The 20,285-nt window shown below is 38.1% G+C and carries 20 protein-coding genes and 1 riboswitch; of the genes, 4 read left to right on the forward strand and 16 right to left on the reverse strand.

The window, feature by feature from the left end:
• Positions 1-214: 214 nt before the first annotated feature.
• The 6 genes from AC2YJL_RS23205 to corA form a co-directional block, all read right to left on the reverse strand.
• Positions 215-1,522, reverse strand: a complete 1,308-nt coding sequence (locus tag AC2YJL_RS23205; protein WP_242614835.1) for an ATP-binding protein — start codon at positions 1,520-1,522, stop codon at positions 215-217.
• An 80-nt stretch (positions 1,523-1,602) separates the two neighbouring features.
• Positions 1,603-2,355, reverse strand: a complete 753-nt coding sequence (locus AC2YJL_RS23210; protein WP_050688469.1) for an STAS domain-containing protein — start codon at positions 2,353-2,355, stop codon at positions 1,603-1,605.
• A complete protein-coding gene (locus AC2YJL_RS23215; protein ID WP_050688468.1) occupies positions 2,342-3,001 on the reverse strand; it encodes a cobalamin B12-binding domain-containing protein in 660 nt (219 codons plus the stop codon). Before AC2YJL_RS23215 ends, AC2YJL_RS23210 begins: the two co-directional genes overlap by 14 nt.
• A gap of 142 nt (positions 3,002-3,143) precedes the next feature.
• A complete protein-coding gene (locus AC2YJL_RS23220; RefSeq protein ID WP_025752831.1) occupies positions 3,144-3,869 on the reverse strand; it encodes a response regulator in 726 nt (241 codons plus the stop codon).
• Positions 3,862-5,448 carry a DcuS/MalK family sensor histidine kinase gene (gene dcuS, locus AC2YJL_RS23225; RefSeq protein WP_050688508.1) on the reverse strand — a complete coding sequence of 529 codons (1,587 nt, stop codon included), beginning with the start codon at positions 5,446-5,448 and terminating at the stop codon, positions 3,862-3,864. The genes AC2YJL_RS23220 and dcuS overlap by 8 nt, the downstream gene beginning before the upstream one ends.
• A 154-nt stretch (positions 5,449-5,602) precedes the next feature.
• Positions 5,603-6,568: a magnesium/cobalt transporter CorA gene (gene corA / locus AC2YJL_RS23230; RefSeq protein WP_013055095.1), complete on the reverse strand. Its 966-nt coding sequence runs from the start codon at positions 6,566-6,568 to the stop codon at positions 5,603-5,605.
• 157 nt (positions 6,569-6,725) lie between these two features.
• Here corA and AC2YJL_RS23235 point away from each other — a divergent pair, with 157 nt between their 5' ends.
• The gene (locus tag AC2YJL_RS23235; protein WP_050688467.1) at positions 6,726-7,181 is read left to right on the forward strand and encodes a ferritin-like domain-containing protein; all 456 of its coding nucleotides are present in this window, start codon (positions 6,726-6,728) and stop codon (positions 7,179-7,181) included.
• Between the two features lie 54 nt (positions 7,182-7,235).
• Here the strand turns inward: AC2YJL_RS23235 and AC2YJL_RS23240 are convergent, their stop codons facing one another.
• Positions 7,236-8,402, reverse strand: a complete 1,167-nt coding sequence (locus AC2YJL_RS23240; protein ID WP_487374987.1) for a M20 family metallopeptidase — start codon at positions 8,400-8,402, stop codon at positions 7,236-7,238.
• Between the two features lie 143 nt (positions 8,403-8,545).
• Between AC2YJL_RS23240 and AC2YJL_RS23245 the strand changes: the two genes are divergently transcribed.
• Positions 8,546-9,601 (forward strand): aromatic acid exporter family protein, encoded by a 1,056-nt coding sequence (locus AC2YJL_RS23245; RefSeq protein WP_487374988.1) that lies wholly within the window; start codon positions 8,546-8,548, stop codon positions 9,599-9,601.
• A gap of 32 nt (positions 9,602-9,633) precedes the next feature.
• Here the strand turns inward: AC2YJL_RS23245 and AC2YJL_RS23250 are convergent, their stop codons facing one another.
• Entirely contained in the window at positions 9,634-11,088 is a 1,455-nt protein-coding gene (locus AC2YJL_RS23250) for an alanine/glycine:cation symporter family protein (RefSeq protein WP_028412486.1), read from the reverse strand.
• 255 nt (positions 11,089-11,343) lie between these two features.
• On the opposite strand from AC2YJL_RS23250, the gene AC2YJL_RS23255 reads away from it, so the two are divergent.
• Positions 11,344-12,096 (forward strand): lipase family protein, encoded by a 753-nt coding sequence (locus tag AC2YJL_RS23255; RefSeq protein ID WP_013081488.1) that lies wholly within the window; start codon positions 11,344-11,346, stop codon positions 12,094-12,096.
• Positions 12,097-12,122: 26 nt separating this feature from the next.
• Here the strand turns inward: AC2YJL_RS23255 and AC2YJL_RS23260 are convergent, their stop codons facing one another.
• Together AC2YJL_RS23260 and AC2YJL_RS23265 are read right to left on the reverse strand one after the other, a co-directional pair.
• A complete protein-coding gene (locus tag AC2YJL_RS23260; protein WP_050688463.1) occupies positions 12,123-12,611 on the reverse strand; it encodes a DinB family protein in 489 nt (162 codons plus the stop codon).
• Between the two features lie 791 nt (positions 12,612-13,402).
• Positions 13,403-13,927 (reverse strand): type 1 glutamine amidotransferase domain-containing protein, encoded by a 525-nt coding sequence (locus tag AC2YJL_RS23265; protein ID WP_013055087.1) that lies wholly within the window; start codon positions 13,925-13,927, stop codon positions 13,403-13,405.
• Between the two features lie 305 nt (positions 13,928-14,232).
• On the opposite strand from AC2YJL_RS23265, the gene AC2YJL_RS23270 reads away from it, so the two are divergent.
• Positions 14,233-14,655, forward strand: a complete 423-nt coding sequence (locus tag AC2YJL_RS23270) for a DoxX family protein (protein ID WP_028410169.1) — start codon at positions 14,233-14,235, stop codon at positions 14,653-14,655.
• 70 nt (positions 14,656-14,725) lie between these two features.
• On the opposite strand, the gene AC2YJL_RS23275 is transcribed toward AC2YJL_RS23270, so the two are convergent.
• From AC2YJL_RS23275 to AC2YJL_RS23300, 6 genes are all read right to left on the reverse strand, one after another.
• Positions 14,726-15,856: a M20 family metallopeptidase gene (locus AC2YJL_RS23275; RefSeq protein ID WP_251569030.1), complete on the reverse strand. Its 1,131-nt coding sequence runs from the start codon at positions 15,854-15,856 to the stop codon at positions 14,726-14,728.
• 262 nt (positions 15,857-16,118) lie between these two features.
• Positions 16,119-16,916 (reverse strand): HoxN/HupN/NixA family nickel/cobalt transporter, encoded by a 798-nt coding sequence (locus AC2YJL_RS23280; RefSeq protein WP_251569010.1) that lies wholly within the window; start codon positions 16,914-16,916, stop codon positions 16,119-16,121.
• Positions 16,917-17,049: 133 nt separating this feature from the next.
• Positions 17,050-17,232: riboswitch (cobalamin riboswitch) on the reverse strand.
• Between the two features lie 104 nt (positions 17,233-17,336).
• Entirely contained in the window at positions 17,337-17,756 is a 420-nt protein-coding gene (locus tag AC2YJL_RS23285; protein WP_013055083.1) for an organic hydroperoxide resistance protein, read from the reverse strand.
• A 149-nt stretch (positions 17,757-17,905) separates the two neighbouring features.
• Complete coding sequence (locus AC2YJL_RS23290; RefSeq protein WP_251569011.1) at positions 17,906-18,499, reverse strand: undecaprenyl-diphosphatase; 594 nt, start codon at positions 18,497-18,499, stop codon at positions 17,906-17,908.
• Between the two features lie 146 nt (positions 18,500-18,645).
• Positions 18,646-19,578, reverse strand: coding sequence for an ABC transporter ATP-binding protein (locus AC2YJL_RS23295; RefSeq protein ID WP_487374989.1), 933 nt, complete (start codon positions 19,576-19,578; stop codon positions 18,646-18,648).
• Position 19,579: 1 nt separating this feature from the next.
• The gene (locus AC2YJL_RS23300) at positions 19,580-20,272 is read right to left on the reverse strand and encodes an ABC transporter permease (protein ID WP_487374998.1); all 693 of its coding nucleotides are present in this window, start codon (positions 20,270-20,272) and stop codon (positions 19,580-19,582) included.
• Positions 20,273-20,285 lie beyond the last annotated feature (13 nt).

Consider the following 20,285-nt stretch of genomic DNA (forward strand, 5'->3'; position numbering starts at 1 on the left):
TCAGTAGAAAAATCGGTTGTTACCTTAACTTTTCTACATCAATAAACATAGCTTCAACTATGATACACTATTGCTTCTATAGAAAACAATATGATCCTCTTTATTATGGACGAAAACTTGTATAAGAAGGAGGTTTTATGTCCTATATGGATCCAGACGCAAAGGGCTCAGCTGCTTACTTTCTCTTTTTCATGAAAACAGCCGCCTCTCTGAACTACGAGAGGCGGCTGTTTCGTTCTATAATTGGCATATCAATAGTAACCGTTGTCCCTTTTCCTTTACCGCTTTTGAAATGCATGGTACCTTGATGACGCTCCATGATTTTGTAACACACGGCCAGCCCTAAGCCAGTGCCAGCTTCTTTTGTAGAATAAAACGGCGTTCCTACTTGTTCAATCCTCTCTTGACTCATTCCAATTCCATTGTCTTCAAAGTGAATCAATGCTCGTGTATCTTTTTCTTCAACTGTTATTGTAATATGACCTTTCTCCATAATAGCTTCTACACCGTTTTTGATCACATTGATGAACACTTGTTTCAACTGATTTGCATCAGCCGAAACATAAATAGGCCTTTTTGTTGTTTCTTTCAATAAAATAGAAACATTATTTAAATTGGCCTGCGCTTCCATTAGGGTAATAACTTGTTTTAAAATCTCGCATAAATTGGTCTTTTCAAAAGATACATGCTGCTTTTTTCCAAGAATGAGCATTTCACTGGAGATTAAGTTGATGCGGTCGATTTCAGACATCATGATATCTAAATATGTGTCATTTGTTTCCTTAGAGGCTTGCATAACCTGTACAAAACCTTTTAAAGAAGTAAGCGGGTTTCTAATTTCATGTGCGACGGCACCTGCCATTTGTCCAATAACCGACATTTTTTCCGAGGTTATCATAAGCTCTTCATCTTGACGGTATGTAGTAATATCGCGTGCAATCATAAATACACCTACTACCTGCTTATGAACGATAATGGGAAGCAAAGAACACCTCAGCAACCGTCTTTCTCTCTTTCTATTGATCACATTCATTTCGAACTTAGCACCTTTTCCATTCAGCACTTCTTTAAAATACTCTTTACACATATCAAACTCTTCAGCTGCGATAAGAGCTGAAGGTTTCATCTTTTGCAATTCTTCACTGGAGTATCCAACGATTGCTTCACCTTCAGGATTAGCAAGAAGAACTTCACCCGTTTTACTTATTTCAAAAACGCCATCGGGATTATGTTTGAATAAAGATTGATAATGCTGGTTGCTCGTTTGAAGTTCGTGTTCTTTCACTACGAGCTCTTGCTGGGACTCCACTAGTTTATAAGCTCTCCTATATACCAACCCATACAAAATAATACCCGTAGCTAAAATAAAAAACCAACCTTTGTATTGTTGAAAAAAAATATATACTTCAAAACGACCTTGCGCTAATGTTCTAGATATATTATCAGATATCAAGATCCATACAGCGCCAATAATGATATATATAATTGAAATTCTTAAAGCTACTTTACGCGCGTGTTTCACCAAATTTTAATCACCTGTTTATCAATATTGATCCCCTGTCTTATTGTCTTTATATGAAGTGTTCACTTTTTGTAGCCATTTCATGCCGTTGTAAAAAATTGATGAATGGCCTGACCTAAGTTACTAATAGATTTTACATTTGCTTGAAAATGATACTGGTGAAGCCATTGACTATGATCGGGTGTCACACCTGTTAAATAAATCTGTACACCCATTAGCTGAAATTCCCATATTAAATGTTCTAGGGCTGCAACACCTCGTTCATCAATTTGACCTATTCCATTAAAGTCAATGATAACTCGATCAACCGTTTCCTCATCTATTTGTCTGAGCAGCCGATGTTCATTTTTCATGATGACTTCCTCAAATAAATCGCCAAACAGAGGTATAAGCACCATGTTGTTCGATAAATGAATAAACGGTCCTGACAGTTCTATAACTCGGTTCATTGCTTTTTCTAATCGTTCTTTTTGCAACAGCAGTTCTAAGTCTGTTTCAGATAAACGCGCTGTATGTTGTTGGATTTTTTCTGAAAGAATTCTAATTTGAGAATCTTCCTCTACACATATTACATGCGCCTTATCTTGCTCCCATTTGCAATTCACGGTATAAAGAGACATCTTAGCTTTGCGCGAATGCATGACTAATTCTGTTTTTATTTTTTTCTTCTGCCCTAATCGTTTTCTAGCTTTGATCTGACTATCTTCGTCAACAATTTCTAAAAAATGTTGAACCTCTCCGAATAAAGCGGCTGCTTCATCAGATTGCGCTAGAATATTCATTTCCTCATCCATAATAAAAACAGGAAGCGGAGCATATTTAATAGTCGACAACCTTAATCCCCCTAATTGATTGATAATGAAAAAACTCTTTCAACTCCTCTAACTGTGCAATAAATCGAACTTGATTTGTTTGAACAAGAGGAAACTTATAGTTTGAAACTACTCGGCCTCCAACTAAAATAAGCGGCTGATGTTTTGTCTTTTGTAAGCCTTCTATATATTCGTTTGCTTTTTCTATATGATGAGTTAAACTGAACGAGATTCCTACTAAATCAGGTTTCCATTGTTCAACAGCGTGCGTTGCATGTAAAAGCGGAGAATCTGCTCCTAAAAGTTTCGTCTGCCATCCGTGCTCTTCAAAGAGAATGGAAATCATTTTTAACCCTAAAAAATGCTGCTCATTTTCTATACACAAAAACAGACCTTTTTTTTCATTTTTAATAACTTCTTGTCTTATACACAATTGATAGCGTGACAAAACATAGTCACAGGTAGTAGTAGCTAAATGTTCATCAGCCACTGAAATTTCATCTTCTTCCCACATCATACCGATTTGAGCCATTGACACTGAAATGAATTGCTGAAAAATATAAAATGTATCGAAACCCTGCTGTCTTTTTTTCCACACAATATTCCAAGCTTCATCTTGATTCCCTGATAACAGTAATTCAGTCAAGCGTTCTATGCTTCCAATCAAGAAACCACCTCTTTTTTGAGTCAAACGACTTGTTTTTTTCCTTTGTTATTATCAACCATACCACTTAACTCACCGGCACTCTACAGTAAAATATTCTCACACCGACAAAATAGCACCGGACGTCTCTCACAGGTCAATCTCTTTATTTTTCAAAATCAACGAGGTAGTGATGCAGCAAGTGACGGTTTTGTTCATTGTATAAGTACGCATACACAGGACGTCCTATTGTGCCGTAAGTCATTCTTTCTCCAAGAAGACCTATATCTGTTAGAAATTTTAAATATTTCCGAATAGACACTCTTGAAATTCCCGTTTTTTCAGCTACATCATCGGTCGAAAAAGGGTGATCTTTAAGATGCTCAATGGCTTCTACGATAACTTCTAATGTTCCTGTCGTTAAACCCTTAGGCAACGGCTCTACAGGAGCTTCTTTTATTTTTTTATTAGACAGCAGCCCGTCCAATTCCTGTTGATTAAGCTGAGGTTGCTGTTTTAACGTACGAAATGTTTGTTTGTAAGCCGAAAGTGCTTGATAAAAGCGTTCAAATGTAAAAGGCTTAATCAAATAATCAATCGCTCCGTAGCGTAAAGCTTGCTGAATCGTTTGGGCATCTGAAGCAGCGGTGATAAAAATGACATCTATTTCCTCTTGTTTTGTTCGAATCTCTTGTAAAACTCTCAAACCATTTTGCCCAGGCATAAAGATATCAAGCAGCACTAAATCAACTTGATATTCATTTACCTTCACCAAGGCTTCATGACCCGAATGAGCAACAGCGACTACTGTAAACCCCTCTATCTCTTCAATGTACTTTTGATTAAACTGAGCAACCATGGGGTCATCTTCAACAATTAATACTTTAATCAACTTGATCTCTCCTTGTTTCGTACGGAATATCAATATAGAATGTGGTACCGCTATTTATAAATGAGTCAATGACGATTTGGCCACCTAGTTCATCAATCGTTTGCTTTACTAAATGCAGCCCAAACCCTCTGCTCGTTCCTTTTGTAGAAAAGCCTTTCTTGAAAATCTGATTCATTGTATCGGAAGGAATGCCGCAGCCTGTATCCGTGACTTGAATCGTAAGTTTATTGTTTTTATACACAAGCATAACGGACACTTTTTTAGAGGCTTGATGACAAACTGAATCAATTGCATTATCAATTAAATTTCCAATAATGGTAATGAGATGATGAGTAACGTGTGGATCTGAAGGTTCTGGAATAACTTCATCAGCGGAAAACGTCAGTTCTACGCTTTCCTCTCTAGCATAACTCATTTTGCCCATAAGGAACCCTGCCAACGCATGATCTTTAATAGTTTTAGTCACTGAACTAGATTCATCGACACGGTGATTAACAAGCTGATGAATATACGTTTTTAGCTCATCATAATAATTCATCTGCACCATTCCTAAAATCACATGAAGTTTATTCATAAATTCATGCGATTGTGCTCGAAGCGCTTCCACATACATTTTAACACCTGTTAGCTGCTCTGCTAAGATATTAACTTCTGTTTTATCCCGAAACGTAGAAAGTGCCCCTACAATCTCTTCGTTTACTACTAGCGGAACCCTATTAACCACAATGGCTACTCCATTTATGACTTGCTCTTCATCATAATGAGATTCCCCTGTAGACAAAACGTCGTCCAACCTGGAGGTGGGCATATATTCTCGAATAGACAAACCGATTGGCTCTGGTGCTAACCCAGCTTTAACAAATAAGCGGCGTGCAGAACGATTAGCAAGTGTAATATTACCTTCTTTATCAACAGCTATCACTCCTTCACGAACCGACTGCAGCATGGTGCTTCTCTCTTCTAGAATTTTAGCAATTTCAGAAGGTTCCAAGCCAAATAAAATTTTCTTTATGTAATTCGCTAATAAAATAGCACCAAGAACGCCTACAAGTAAACCAATTAATGAACCTAAAACAATTCGACGATGCCCATCTCTAATTGCTTCATTTACATTATTCAAAGAAATCCCCACGGCTACTGCGCCAATTTGCTGATTTTTCTCATTATAAATAGGTGCAAAAGCACGCAGAGATTTATCAAGCGTTCCTTTTGATACAGATACATAAGATTTCCCGTGCAATGATTTTTGCTCATCGCCTCCGGCAAACCTCTTTCCTATCTTTTCAGGATCTGGGTGAGATTGGCGAATTCCATTCATATCCATAACAACGATAAACAAGACGCTTGATTTTTCACGAATTCGTTTAGTAAATTCTTGAATTGACTGAGGTGTTTTTGTCTCTAGTCCTTCTTTCACGTTCGTTGATTCTGAAATAATCGTAGCAATAGTCCGAGCTTTTTCAGCCTGTTGATCCCGAATATTTTTTCCAATTGAACTGCTAACTAATAAATCCGTTAACAATAGCGATAGAATCACCACCATGCATACAAGCAGCACCGTGATGCTGCGCAGCCCCATTCTTCCGTGTTTCACATTCTTCCCTCGCTTCCCTGCTTTTCTTGTTTATAGCACAAGAAAAAGATCTTATCTAGAGTCAGATAAGATCTTCGCTTATTTAATTTCATTTTTACTGAGTTGATTAACATTTATACAGGAAGGTTTACAATCTACTTTATAGTTTAGGTCCTTTTCGATATTTGAACCATCCCATTTTATAAAAGGCAAAGACCATTACGCCTACAAGCCCAATCATAATGCCAAGTACAATAAAATAATTATATTTCCCCGTCAGTTCCGGCATATATGAAAAGTTCATGCCATAGAGGCCAGCAATAAACGTCAACGGTAAGAAAATAGCTGACATAAGCGTGAGCGTAAACATGATCGAGTTCATACGATCCGAGTTAATGGACATAAAGCTTTCTCGGATGTCATTTGACAAATCCCTGCTTGCTTGCATAATTTCAATCATATTTAATAGGTGGTCATAAATATCATTAAAATAGCGAACCTGCTCTTTTGCTTTTAACGCATTCGTTGACATAATACGATACATTAAATCTCTCATAGGGTTTAAAATACGGCGCATTCGTGACAAATCACTTCGGATGTCATAAAGCTGCCTCATTAATTCATCCATAGGTTCGTCTTTTGCATTGTCTTCAATGTCGTCTATGTGATCTTCAAATTTATAAAGCACAGGGAAGTATTCGTCAACGGTATGATCTAAGAGTTCATACATGATATCCCATGTTCCATCTTCGGTAGCCTCAGGGTCTTTTTTGATAAGCTCCCACACCCTAGCCACGCTCGTTAGCTTATCCATATGGTAAGTGACTAAAAAGTTATCTCCTACAAACGCAGATACTTCTAAGTGCTCAAGCTCTTCTTTATGAAGGGCATAATAGACTAAAAAATAATGCTCATCATACAACTCAAATTTAGCCCGCTGACCTTGATTTAAACAGTCCTCAACTGCTAAAGGATGAAAATTAAATTGTTCAAGCTGCTTTTTTTCTTCCTCGGTGGGATTGTAAAAATCAACCCAATACCATTGAAAGTCATGGCTTGAACGAATCTCATTCATTTCTATTTCTTTAATAGCTCCTTCTTTGGTTTTAGCTACAATTTTAATCATAAGATAACCTCTGTCTTTTTTGATACTATTCTCTGCACATACCCTTTTTACCATTTTGTTAAACTTTTTTCTTTTTCTTTTAATGTACGTCTTTTCTTGTCTACACATACGATGATGGTGACGACAAGAGAAAAAAACGGTGAGGAGGTATATCCATATGTATGAATTTTACTCCCGGCATGAAGAATATTGGGAAGATGATACAAGACTAGATGAACAGCTTCTAAGAGATATAAACAAAGCTGTAAACGATGAGTTTTCCGCTATTCACTACTATACACGCCTAGCAGAGCTGGCTCCTAATAATCAATTTCAACAAGCTATATCAGGTATTCGGCAGGATGAAATTAAACACTTTGACTGGTTTTCTAAAGCCTATTATGATTTATCAGGCAGCTACCCACAGATTTCATTAAACATAAAACTGCCAAATACTTTTCAAGAAGGGGTCTCTGAATCCATTAAAGATGAAGTGGAAACCGTTCCATTTTATCAATCAATCGCTAGAAGAATCACAAATGCTCGAATTCAAAGCCGCATTGTTCGAGCTGCGAGCGATGAACAGCGCCACGGTCAAATTTTCCGAACCCTTCAGTCCCACTTCTCATACTAAATAATACGCTTGCAGTCGCAAGCGTATTATTTAGTATGGTTTTATCATTATCTCTTACTTTGTAGCATTAAATTCTTCTTTGATTTTTTGGAGCAACGCTTGATTTGTTAATACGTCATACCCTGTTAATGCCATTGTTTGTGCCCCGAGTATCATTGCTTCTCTTCCTTGCTCACTTAAAGCCGCTTCTCTAAATTCGTGCGTATGACAAACAAAATAATCATCACAAATTTGAATATACGGATGAATAGCCGGAACAACTTGGCTTACATTCCCCATATCTAAAGATCCATGATCGCCTTGGTCTTCTGTAATGCTTTGTTCACTTACGCCTAATGAGATGAGATTATTTGTATAGACATCGGATAATGTTTGATTCGTTTGCATATCATCATAAGAAAACTCATAGCTTGAGATTTTTAATTTTGTTCCCGTGGCTAAAGCAGCACCATTTGCACATGCCTTTACTTTTTCTGTCACTCTATCTACATATGCACGAGTTGAAGCACGGACATAAAATTGCGCTACTGCATAATCAGGCACAACGTTGGCCGCTTTGCCTCCCTCTGTAATCACTCCATGAATTCGTACATCCGGCTTCACATGCTGGCGAAGCGCATTAATACTGTTGAACGTTTGTAATACGCCGTCTAACGCATTGATTCCTTCATGAGGAGCAGCAGCTGCGTGCGCGGATTTTCCGAAGAACTCAAACTGAATGGCATCCATCGCAAGAGAACGTCCGCTTTTTTGGTGGCAGTAATAAGGATGTACCATCATAGCTACGTCTAAATGATTAAAAATACCTTGCTCGGCCATCGTCACCTTGCCGCCTCGTGTTTCCTCTGCAGGCGTGCCGTATACGTATACTTTGCCCCCTGTTTCTGCAACTGCTTTACTAAGACCAATACCAGCTGCAATGGACATGGTTCCAATTAAGTTATGTCCGCATGCATGTCCGAGATCCGGCAAAGCATCGTACTCAGCCATAAACCCAATCGACGGACCTGGCTTTTGACTGTCATAAACAGCGGTAAAGGCCGTTGGTAAGTCACATGTACCAATTTCAACTGTGAAGCCTTGTTCTTTTAAAACATCCGTTAATGCTTTGCAAGCTTTGAATTCTTCGTGACCAAGCTCAGGGTTTTGCCCAATATATTTGCTTACATCATAAAATGTATCCTGTAATTTATTGATTGTTTCATTTATTAATTGTTTCATTAGTTGTACTCCTCTTTTAAATATTTAAACAAATTATAGTATATTTATTCGTTTTTTGAAAGCTAGTTTTTAAGACGGGTTTTCCTATCACCTTAATATGCCTTATAATTAAATTACTAACTGTTTTAAAGAAGGTATGCATAATGATTAACGTAAAAAAATTCAATTTTTTAGGCGGTCGTATTATTAAAACAGGCATTGCCGTTTTTTTAACTGCGCTCATTTGTCAGGCCATTGGCTGGCCTTATATGCTCGCTGTTATTACAGCTATTGTTACGATTGAACCAACCGCTGCCGATTCTATCAAAAAAGCATTCATCCGCTTTCCTGCTTCAGCAATCGGAGCTGCTTTTGCCATGCTTTACACATTTCTATTAGGGGTAACGCCGCTTACCTATATGCTTGTTGCCATTTCTACTATTATATCCTGTTCTAAATTGCGTTTGCATGCGGGAACACTCGTTGCTACGCTAACAGGAGTGGCTATGCTGACGATTGTGCATGACCATTATTTTATCTCGTTTTTAATTCGCTTAGCGACCACCAGTATTGGGCTGCTCACTTCTTCACTTGTGAATATCATCGTTCTTCCTCCTAATTATACACCGATTATTACGAGGAAAATTCAAAATCTCTCAAAACAAATGGGCGGCGTCTTACAGCAAAGAGGCAGTGAGCTTTCCCAAGTACACGCTTGTCATAAACAAACAAAGCTTCAATTTCAGCAGCTTTCTGCTGAAATTGAAAAAATTGAGACGCTTTGTGAGTATCAGCGCAAAGAATGGAAGTTTCACCATTTCACTCGTACAGCTATGAGAAAATTTCACTATGAATATAAGAAACTTTCTCTTATGAGACAGCTTCTCTACCATATTGGTAATTTAATTTATTTGCCTGCTCATCAGCTGCAAAGTGCAAGACATCAAGTAATATGGGATACTTTCACTTCCTTTCATAACGTCTTACAAAATGAACAATATAAAAGCTCTTTGCAGCATCAAATGCTTGTTTTGACTTTAAAACAAAGGTTTTGGGCACATAAGCAGGAGGAAAACAGAGCGGATCAGCCTTTTTCAACAGAAACAACAATGCTGTACGAACTGCTTGCAATTCACCATCTGCTTGAAGAACTGCACCGTATTCATTGTTTGAAGGATCGATATAACTTAAATAACTCATCTGTCTCACTTTCTTCATAAAAAAATCCTCACATATGTGAGGATTTTCTTGTTTACGAAACCTGTGACTCATCTTTCTTATATTCTTTCTCCCAGTAGTCTGCATTTTTAATTCCTAGCTTAACAGGATCAAACACAGGGTCTACCCCTTGTTTTTTCTGAGCTTCATAGTCTTTTAATGCAACTAACGCAGGCTTAGCTAAAATTAAGATAGCAATTAAATTTAGCCATACCATGATACCAAGTCCAGCATCACCTAACGCCCAAGCTAGTGATGCTTGTTTAACTGACCCGTAGAACGTAGCTCCTAGAAGGACAAGCTTTAATGCAAACATAGCCCACTTTCCGTTCTTGCCGCGAGTTAGGTAAGCAATATTTGTTTCAGCAATGTAATAATAAGCCATGATCGTTGTAAACGCGAAAAAGAATAGGGCTACTGCCACGAAGCCAGCTCCGAACCCTGGCAACACTGTTTCAATAGCAGCTTGTGTAAATCCAGGCCCTGCTTCTACACCTGGTAAATTTGAAATAATAAATGAACCGCCTGGTCCTTCCGTGTTGTACATGCCTGTGAATAAAATCATAAACGCTGTTGCTGAACAAACGAACAGTGTATCAATATAAACCGAAAAAGCTTGTACAAGGCCTTGTTTCGCCGGATGTGAAACTTCTGCTGCAGCTGCTGCGTGAGGTCCTGTTCCTTGTCCTGCTTCGTTTGAATAAATGCCGCGCTTAACTCCCCAAGAAACAGCTAAACCAACGATTCCTCCAAAAGCAGAATCTAATGCAAAAGCACTTTTAAAAATAAGAGCGATAACTCCCGGCAACTCGGAAATGTTCATGGCAATAATAATAAGAGCTAAAATAATATACCCAAGTGCCATAAAAGGTACAACGAATTGGGCCACTCCTGCAATACGCTTAACGCCTCCAAAGATAATAAAAGCAAGAATAATAACTAATCCTACTGCTGTAACCGTTGGACTAACGCCGAATGCGTTGTCGATGCCAAGCGCGATGGAGTTAGACTGAACGCCCGGCATTAAGATACTCATCGCAACAAGTGCTGCAATAGCAAATAAAATGCCATACCATTTCATCCCTGTTCCTTTTTCAATGTAGTACGCTGGACCACCTCGATATTGGCCATCTTGTTTAACTTTATAAATTTGAGCAAGTGTTGATTCGATGAATGCACTAGAAGCACCAATAAAAGCAACTGCCCACATCCAAAATACAGCTCCTGGACCTCCAAAAGCGATAGCTGTTGCAACTCCAGCAATGTTTCCTGTTCCAACTCGTCCCGACAGCGCTAAAGACAGTGCCTGGAAGGAAGAAACTCCTGCTTCTGAGCTTTTACCCTGAAACATCAGCATAACCATGTCTTTTAAGTGTCGTACCTGCAAAAACCTCGTTAAAATTGAGAAAAACAGGCCAATCGCAAGACACCCATAAATAACAGGTGTGCTCCATAGCACATTATTCAAACTCGTTACAAATTGCTCCAAACGATAACCCCCTTATTTTTTCATTCAGACTATTTTAAATTATAAGTTAAATTATAAATTTTAACAATAAAACTCTAAATTAAAACTCGTTTTTAGTTAAAATACACAAAAAAACTTATAAAATCCTCAAAAACATCCAATGATAAACCGTTTACATTCCATAATTATCGCTTTCAAAAGAGAGATATCTGCACCTTTCTTCTCAGGAACACATAGGCTATAGGAGTTATTTTCTATTAGAAGGTGTGAAAAACAATGATGAGAATAGAGCCTTTATTTTATCGTCCTTTAGCTCTAGACCTTCTTTATGCGTGCGTCTTAGCTTATAAGCAATACGCACAGGGAGGCACATTTGATGTACCTGAAGGCTACCGGCTTATTAAATCGTTTAAAGCTTCTGCCGTAGGGGTGCAAGAATGGTTTGGTTTTATTTTAGAATCTGATGACTCTATCGTAATTGCCTTTCGAGGAACTCAATCTGAGGCAGACTGGATTGCTGATGCTCGCATTAGGCAACGCCCTTATCCATACAATCAACAAGCTGGTCTCGTTCACGAAGGTTTTTTAGCCGTTTACGAATCATGCCGTGATGAAATTTTTGAAACGTATCAGTCCCTTACCCCCAAGCCACTTTATATAACAGGGCATAGCCTAGGTGGTGCACTTGCTGCTCTTCATGCCTTAGATGTCGCCACAAACGCATCTTTTCCAGAAGTTACAATGTACAACTACGGAGCTCCTCGAGTAGGTGATCCTCAATTCGTTCAAACATACACAAATCTTGTTTCAAATAGCCGCTGTTTTGTTAATACGACGGATACGGTTCCTAAAATCCCTCCGAAGCGCCTTTATTCCCCTTCCACCAAGCAAACAATTTATTACGATCAAGATCCTCTGCAACTCTCGTTTACCATTCAAACAGGCTCTACCGTAGGGAACCATAATCCCCAAACATATAGTGTTGGTATTTGGATGATGTCGGACTATCCTATTTTGGTCCAAAAATAAAAAAACAGGCGGACTGCCTGTTTTTTTTATGCACCAATTGCTGTTTTGATTTCTTCTATTTGTTCTTGATGACGCTTTTCATGATAGCCAATAAAATCAATCCACTGCTTTAAATCCATTAACCCAAACACAGGGTGTGGAAATGATTTTTGCTTTAGCTTGTCTTCACTTGCTGTTTCTTCTAGCTCTATTAAAGCCGCTCTTGATTCTGCCAGCTTACTCTTCATTTCTTCTAATGTCTGCTTTTCATTAGAAGGCGTAACTTGAGCCGGTGCATCTACTTTTCGTGAACGGTCTACCGCTAAATGAAACGGCTTATCTTCAGTTGGCTGATCCACACCGTTTTCTAACTGATCCTTTACACGTGAAACAATCATGCGCTCCATCAAATATAAATGTTCTAATACCTGCATAACGCTCCATGTATTAGATGCTGGCTGTTGATTTAATTGTTCATATGTTAATGATTCTACACTGCTCAATACATCATTTCGAAACTGTTCATTTTTATTCATTTTTCATCCTCCTCTAGGATTCCTCTAGCTTATCGTATCAAAAAACTCTTCCATATAAAAAAGATATCCCTTTATTTAACCATGTTTTAGCTATAATTGTTTCACGTGAAAAAATCAAATTTTCTATTTGACATAGATCAACTGAGGTGTTATATTTAGATTTCTGGCTTTTCTTTAAGAGCTGGACATAGTGAAAGTAACTTGAAAGGATGTATCGTACAATGCAAGGTAAAAATACTGGCATTCGACACATGTCTTTGAACAAAACTTATTCACACTGGATCGGCTTCGGAGCCGTAAGGATGCAAGAGAGGTAGGGCTTGCGTCGTTTAGGTTAATCGATCATGTGGAAAAACAAACCGCGGCAATGGATGAAATCCATGCAAGCACAATCAATGCTAATTGTGCCCTAACAACAACGAAACATACAAAAACCGTAATCATGGATTTTATAAAGAAAGTAATCATTTTGTTTTTACACTTGCAGAAAGCAAGTTACTGATAAGAAACACGAACAAAAGCGAGCAGATGCATCTGCTCGCTTTTTTAATACATTAATTTCTCCCTTTATTTGAAGCTACTGCCTCATAAATTGACCCACCTTCCATCATACACGACCTATTCTTTACCAATAAATAGGTCATCCCTACGGTCTTTTACACCATTTGTATATGATTCGTTTAAATCAATGTAATTTTTTGCATAACCTTTAGTCTCATATACCCAACACCCTCTAAATTGGAAACACCTTACACAAAAAAGCCGAAACCAATATGGTTTCGGCTTTTTTCTTATTGCTCTGCTAGTACATCCGCAAATGCTTTTGCATAAGGTGGAAGGTCTGGCGGACGGCGGCTTGAAATGATGTGGCCGTCGATTACGACTGCTTCATCATGCCAAATAGCTCCCGCGTTTTCCATATCATCTTTGATTCCTGGCGTACTTGTTACGTTTCGGCCATCTAAGATTTTTGCAGAAATTAATACCCATCCTGCATGGCAGATTTGGCCGATTGGCTTTTGCTGTTCGTCCATATGACGAACCATTTCAATTACTTCAGGGTAGCGGCGCAGTTTATCCGGCGCCCAGCCTCCAGGTACTAAAATAGCGTCATATTCAGCTGGATCAACATCTTTAAACGCGTAGTCCGATACGGCTGGAACACCGTATTTCCCCATGTACGTTTCGTTTGCTTTTTCTCCAACTAAATGTACTTCTGCTCCTTCTTCTCGAAGACGCATCACTGGATACCATAGTTCTAGATCTTCAAAGTCTGCACTAACAAGCGCAATAACTCTTTTATTTTCTAAGCGCATCGTAACACCTCCGCCATCAGTATAGCATGTTGGAGAATAAGATTGAAAATAAGGGACTAACTTGTACATAATTAAAGGATTTTTCAAGTGCCCTTCAGAAAATTTTCGTATGCCAAATGGTCTAATTTTATATTTTCACTTGACTGGGGACAAACATCACACTACAATGTGTAGTGTGATGTTGATAATGTTGTAAAATTATCCAAATCGGAAAAACTTTCTGATTTAATTGCTACATTTATTTTTTCGGGCTTTTACACTACATAACGTAGTGTTTTTCAAATACATTTAAAGGAGGAAGTAAAGTGAATAAAAACGTCGAAATTGGTTCACTTATTATTCGTTTAGTATTAGGTTTTACATTTTTAGTACACGGCTTTCAAAAATGGCAAGGCGGGATTGAAAATACAGTAGGGTTCTTCGATAGCTTAGGAATTCCTGGTTTCATGGCATATATTGTTGCAACCATTGAACTTGTAGGTGGGATTCTTATTATTCTTGGCCTAGCAACAAGAGTCGTAGCTGCTTTATTTGTGGCAGTTATGCTTGGCGCCATTTTTACAGCCAAGCTTAAAAGCGGATTTGTTGGCGGGTTTGAGTTTGATATTGCCTTGATTGCCATGTCTGCTCACTTATTTCTTGCAGGAAGCCAGTTCCTTGCTCTTGATGCAGTGGTATTCAAAAAGAAAGAAACTGCCTTTTCTCTTCAAGAAGAAAGCAGTAAATAAAAAAAAGAAAGCTTATACTCTCCCAATATAAGCTTTCAGATTAGTCCCCGCCGTTTGAGGCGGGCTTTTTTTATATTTGCAGCAGCAAATTCGCAAATAAAGAAGAACGCTCGGACAACGTATCAATTTGAATATGTTCATATTCCGCATGTATTCCTTTTCCGCATGCTCCCAATCCATCCAACGTGGGAACACCAATGGCCGCTGTAAAATTGCCATCACTTCCGCCGCCCACAGCTGCTTCTTCCAATTTCATACCCAGTTTGGCCGCGATTGATTGAGCACATTCAAATAGCTCTTCCGTTTGTTTAGACTTGACCATCGGAGGACGATTCATGCCTCCCGTTACTTCGAGCTTAATCCCTTTTAGAATGGGGGTTAAATTCAAAATAATATCCGTCATGCGTTTTGCTTCTTCTTCTGTAGAAACACGTAAATCCACGTGCGCTTCTGCATATTCCGGCACTACATTTGTACCGCTTCCTCCCGTAAATGTCCCAACGTTCACCGTTGTACCTTTTTCATAATCTGTTAACCCCTGCAAGAAAATCACTTGGCGCGCCAGCTCTTCAATCGCATTGATTCCTTCTTTGTGGTGATTACCCGCGTGTGCTGCTCGTCCCCATGCTTTTACGGTGAAAATTCCCGCTCCTTTGCGCGACGTTTTTAACGCACCTGAACCCGCCACCGCCGGTTCCGCTACTAGCACTGCTTCACTTCTTTGCGCTTCTTCTTCAATGTATTTTTTAGAAGAAATTGACCCAATCTCTTCATCCGAATTGCAGAAAAACACAATTTTTTTATCCAGCGGTAAGCCAAGCTCTTGAATCGCTTTAATCGCCCATATAGATTGTACAATGCCGCCTTTCATGTCTAAAATTCCCGGACCGTACAGCTTGTTTCCCTCTGTTCTTAGACTCAGCCTTCCCTTTTCCCACACCGTGTCAAAGTGACCGATGATTAAAAGCTGCTTTTCTCCTTCTCCAATCGTAAATTTCAAGTGGTTTCCTACTTCTTTTTCTTCTATGATTTCGTACCCTACCCCTAAACGCTTTTGAAACAGCTGCGTTAAATACTTTCCACACTGATCTACTAACTCTTTACTGTAGGACGGTGATTCTTTTTTCACAAATCCCACTAAATCTTCGAGCATCTCTTGTTCGTGTTCTTTTAAATAACTAAACACGCTTTGTTCTACCATTACCTGACTCAAATCAATTCCTCCTCTAGAAAACCCCTGCTGCTTGCATTAAATGCTTTTATTTATCGTACGTATAACTATGTTCTACGTTTCACATAACGACCTTAAATTATCCTTAATTATAATGGTTTTCAGACAATTTTCCATCCTTTAAATACAGATAATACTTTAACTTATTCATAACCGACCGAAAATAGCCATAAACTTCAACAAATTCATACAAAAAAGCTTCAATCTTCAACAGATTAAAGCTTTCGTTTGACTAATTGACATTTATTTTAATATTTTTCCCTTTTGACTTCACACTCACAAAAACAAACATAGACACTAAGAAAATAAACAGAATAACGCCAACCATTTCAAAGTTTACTTCGGCCCATGGGTTAAAGAAAGTGAATGCTAAATAGAACGACACACCATACGCGAGGACAACAATAACCCAGCCCATCAAGCGGGAAGCAGATTGCCCAAACTTACTCGATTCATTCACCATTTTATGTACAATCATTGAATCGATTGTATCTGTGAGCATCATACCAAACATAAATATTAGTCCTAATAAAAGCGGCGTATACTTGCCTGCATTCCCTACAGCTAGAGACCACACGGCCGTTTGGCTGACCGTTTCGGCTGCTAAAGCGAACAATGCACCTACAAGAATAATTAAAAAAGGATTCGTTGTTCCTTTTGCGATTTTCGGAATAAACTTCCCTTTTAATCCGCTCAGCTGAAACTCTTCTTCTTTATTTTTAGTTCGAAGCAAATGATATGTGTTTAATGTCCCAATCAGAAAGAGAGAGATAATGGATACCCAAGATGCAAAATGATCGAAATATGATGGAAACGTAAAATTCTTCATCACCACGCCCAGCACCCCGGCCGTGACGGCCACCATTCCTCCATGACCTAGTGAAAACAGCGTTCCGACCCACGGGGCAAAGCGGCTGCCCATTCTCCAATTATATCGGGTCTGGCCGTCAATAAAAGCTAAGTGATCTGCATCCAATCCGTGCCTGATTCCTAATAAAAAGACAAGTAAAAAAACTGATAAACCTTCCATTTCCTACACTCCTTTTTTTAAAATAAAACGTAAAAAAGCCTCAATTCTATAGAAATTGAGGATGTGTCGGCATATGAAAATAAACAGCAATTGCTCACTGCGTACCTTGATACACCGCCTCTTTCCTAGAAGAGTCAAGTGTACAGAATAGGTAGGTCTCCTGGCTTGAGATCATCATTTTCTACCGCCTTCCCCGTTTTGAGTGACGATAAGATAGAAAACTCCCTGCTTACAGTGGCTGGACCGCTCGAGATTTGCACTCGATTCCCTGTTACCTCTTACGCTATGTAAGAGCACCTAAACTGTGCGAATGATTCATTTTCTTTCTCATTATACTAGTACTCCTTACAAATGAATAGAGAAAATTCAAATAAAAAGCCCTGCTAAGCTTTACATGCTTAGCAGGGCTTTTTAAAGCAATTAAACTACTTCTACCGTTACGTCTACGTTGCCGCTGATTGCTTTTGAATACGGGCAGTATGAATGGGCTAGGTCTACATATTTTTTAGCTGTTTCTAAATCTAAGCCTTCGATATGAGCTTCAAGCGCTACTCCAATTTTCACTCCTTGATCAGCTTTATCAGGAAGCAGCTGAACAGTAGCTTTTACTTCACTGCTTTTGATTTCTACGTTATGTTTTTTCAACATAAATTCTAACGCGCTGTTGAAACAAGCGCTGTATCCAGCTGCAAATAGCTGCTCTGGGTTTGTTGCTGTTGTTGCTTCTCCACCAAGTGCTGGAGGTGTTGCAACGTCTAAGTTAAAGATGTTATCTAAAGAGTGAACTTCTCCTGTTCTTCCACCTGTGTTAACGACTGTTGTTTCATATAAAGCTTTCATGTATGAACCTCTCCTCTTTTTCATTAATTTTATTAAAAATTTTTTATCGTTTCTGTAATTTAATTGTACAAAATTAAATTTTAAAAAACAAGTATTAAATACATTAAAAATTTCCCAATAAAAAAAAGCCGCGTATTTGCGACTTTTTCTTAATAATATTGAGACTGTTCGTCATAAGCTGATTTTCGAAAAATAGACAAGTTGGTAATAGCCCTCATCAGTTTCGTATTAAAAATAACATAATGAATAAACAGCGCCAGCACGCAGCCTAAAACGGCTCCTGTTAACACATCAAATGGATAATGAACGCCAACCCATACGCGTGAAAAGGCAATGAGTACGCCCATGACAACCCACATGCGCCCTGAACGTTTGAAATGCAGCCAAATGGTAAAAGTGATAACTAATGCAGATGTAGCATGATCGCTTGGAAATGAAGAATTTGCGGCGTGATCAATAAGCTGATTCACGTGGTGAGAGATAAACGGACGATCTCGATAAGCAAATAAACTAATCACTTTATTGATAATGATTCCTGTGGCACAAGCACATAAAGCTTGAAATGCTACAACACGGCTGCCGTTTTTATTAATAAGTAAAAACAAGCCGAGTAAAACGATAAGTACATACTGGGCATAATCTGCAAAGAATACCATCAGCGAATCTAGAGGCTTGACGTGTGAGGCATACTGATTCACCGCGTGAAAAATGGTATAATCTACTGAATTGATAGCTGATAACATAATCGAAATCCTTTCTTATTTTTAAATGTCATTAGCTATCTTATCAGTTTCTTGAGAAAATGAACATGTTTTTGTCAGAAGCTTCCTAACTGGTATTTATAAATAATGTATTCAGGCTGAGTAGTAAATCAACAGACTGTCGCTCATTAACTCACCTGTGAGTGATCCACAATATTTTTTTGCAAAAAGATTTCTTCTAAAGAAGGTTCTTCGACGTGAACTTGATAAATGTCGATGCCGCATTGAATCAATTCGCGAATAATAAGAGGAATATTTCTTTCTTTTTGAAGCATCACTTTTGTGTACATGTGATGGTATTCAACTTCGGGACTCAACGTACGGAAAAACTGTTGAATGTATTCTTTGTGACTGTTTGGATAAGGATCATGTTTGATCATCACCGTCTTTTTCGTTTGATATTGAAAGCGCAGCTCTTCCATTGTACCTTCTATTAAAATGACCCCATTTTTCATAATCGCTACACGTGTACAAATCTTCTCAACTTCATTTAAATTATGAGACGTCATAAAAATTGTCTTGCCTTGATTTTGGAGTTCTCTTATTAGTTCATGAATGTGAAGGGCAGATTCAATATCTACTCCAAAAGTTGGTTCATCTAAAAAGATAAGATCCGGGTCTGTTACAATTGCTTGAGCAATTCCTAACTTCTTTTTCATTCCAAATGAAAACTTTCCAACTTTCTGATGGTCATGTCCTTCTAATCCTACTTTCTTCAGTACATTACTACAGTGTTCTTTCGAAAAACGATGGTCGTTTATCTTTAAAAAATAGCGCAAATGATCGAGCGCTGTCATCTCATCATAAAAGTTAGCATAGTCAGGAAGAACGCCTATTTTCTTCTGAAGCTCTAAATCAATATCACTCTGTCCCAGCAGCGTAAATTCTCCTGCTGAAGGAAATGAAACGCCGGTAAGCATATTAATAAAGGTAGACTTCCCTGCTCCGTTTCTTCCTAAAAACCCGTAAATTTCTCCTTGTGGCACCTGTAAATTAATACCGTTAACAACTGTTTTAGATCCATACTTTTTAGTTAATTTACTTGTTTCAATAGCATACATATTATACTTCTCTCCTTTTAAAACTCCAAAGTGCCGTATATAAACAACATGCTGCAAAAATAAGAAGAACTGGTAGATACCCTTTCTCCAACTTTAAATAGTAGTAGGGTGTCACATACTTAAACCATGCAATGTACGCTTTTGATGAAAATATGCTCCACACGCTCAGTACCGGTAGAACAAACGATAAAATAATTGATAAAAACATAGTATGAGTTGGATTTGGCATCAAAGCTGAAAGCATTAATACAAATGAGATCATACACATAGTGAATAGTAGACACTCTAAAAATGTAAAAAAAGAAAAATGATGCGAAATAAACGCAATCAGTAGAAATGAAATACAAATACAAACAAGCCAGAAACAACAAATACCTAAGAATTTCCCTAATATAATACGATCTCTTGATGTTTTGGTAACTAAAAATCTAGCTGTTCTTGCTTTAATTTCTTGATTAATAACATTATGAGAAAGACTTGAAATAAATAAAGGTCCGAACCCTAGAAGCATCAGCAAAATTCCACCGTTAGCTCCATCTTGAATTTGTGCACTTGTCAATTGACCTCCAAATTGGCTAACTACATAAGCTATTCCATAGGAAGCACCGCATACGATTAAAATAACGATAATTGATTTAATACTTTTAAATAAGCTTTGAAACTCTTTTATACTAATGGCCCACATTTTTAAAATCTCCTTTTTACAT

This window comes from Priestia sp. SRI_019, from assembly GCF_057586255.1.

Coding starts and splice junctions, on each gene's coding strand:
- dcuS (WP_050688508.1), bottom strand. CDS start 5,448: ATGGGGCTGCGCAGCATCACGGTGCTGCTTGTATGCATGGTGGTGATT.
- corA (WP_013055095.1), bottom strand. CDS start 6,568: ATGATTAAAATTGTAGCTAAAACCAAAGAAGGAGCTATTAAAGAAATA.
- AC2YJL_RS23235 (WP_050688467.1), top strand. CDS start 6,726: ATGTATGAATTTTACTCCCGGCATGAAGAATATTGGGAAGATGATACA.
- AC2YJL_RS23240 (WP_487374987.1), bottom strand. CDS start 8,402: ATGAAACAATTAATAAATGAAACAATCAATAAATTACAGGATACATTT.
- AC2YJL_RS23245 (WP_487374988.1), top strand. CDS start 8,546: ATGATTAACGTAAAAAAATTCAATTTTTTAGGCGGTCGTATTATTAAA.
- AC2YJL_RS23255 (WP_013081488.1), top strand. CDS start 11,344: ATGATGAGAATAGAGCCTTTATTTTATCGTCCTTTAGCTCTAGACCTT.
- AC2YJL_RS23260 (WP_050688463.1), bottom strand. CDS start 12,611: ATGAATAAAAATGAACAGTTTCGAAATGATGTATTGAGCAGTGTAGAA.
- AC2YJL_RS23265 (WP_013055087.1), bottom strand. CDS start 13,927: ATGCGCTTAGAAAATAAAAGAGTTATTGCGCTTGTTAGTGCAGACTTT.
- AC2YJL_RS23275 (WP_251569030.1), bottom strand. CDS start 15,856: ATGGTAGAACAAAGCGTGTTTAGTTATTTAAAAGAACACGAACAAGAG.
- AC2YJL_RS23280 (WP_251569010.1), bottom strand. CDS start 16,916: ATGGAAGGTTTATCAGTTTTTTTACTTGTCTTTTTATTAGGAATCAGG.
- AC2YJL_RS23285 (WP_013055083.1), bottom strand. CDS start 17,756: ATGAAAGCTTTATATGAAACAACAGTCGTTAACACAGGTGGAAGAACA.
- AC2YJL_RS23290 (WP_251569011.1), bottom strand. CDS start 18,499: ATGTTATCAGCTATCAATTCAGTAGATTATACCATTTTTCACGCGGTG.
- AC2YJL_RS23295 (WP_487374989.1), bottom strand. CDS start 19,578: ATGTATGCTATTGAAACAAGTAAATTAACTAAAAAGTATGGATCTAAA.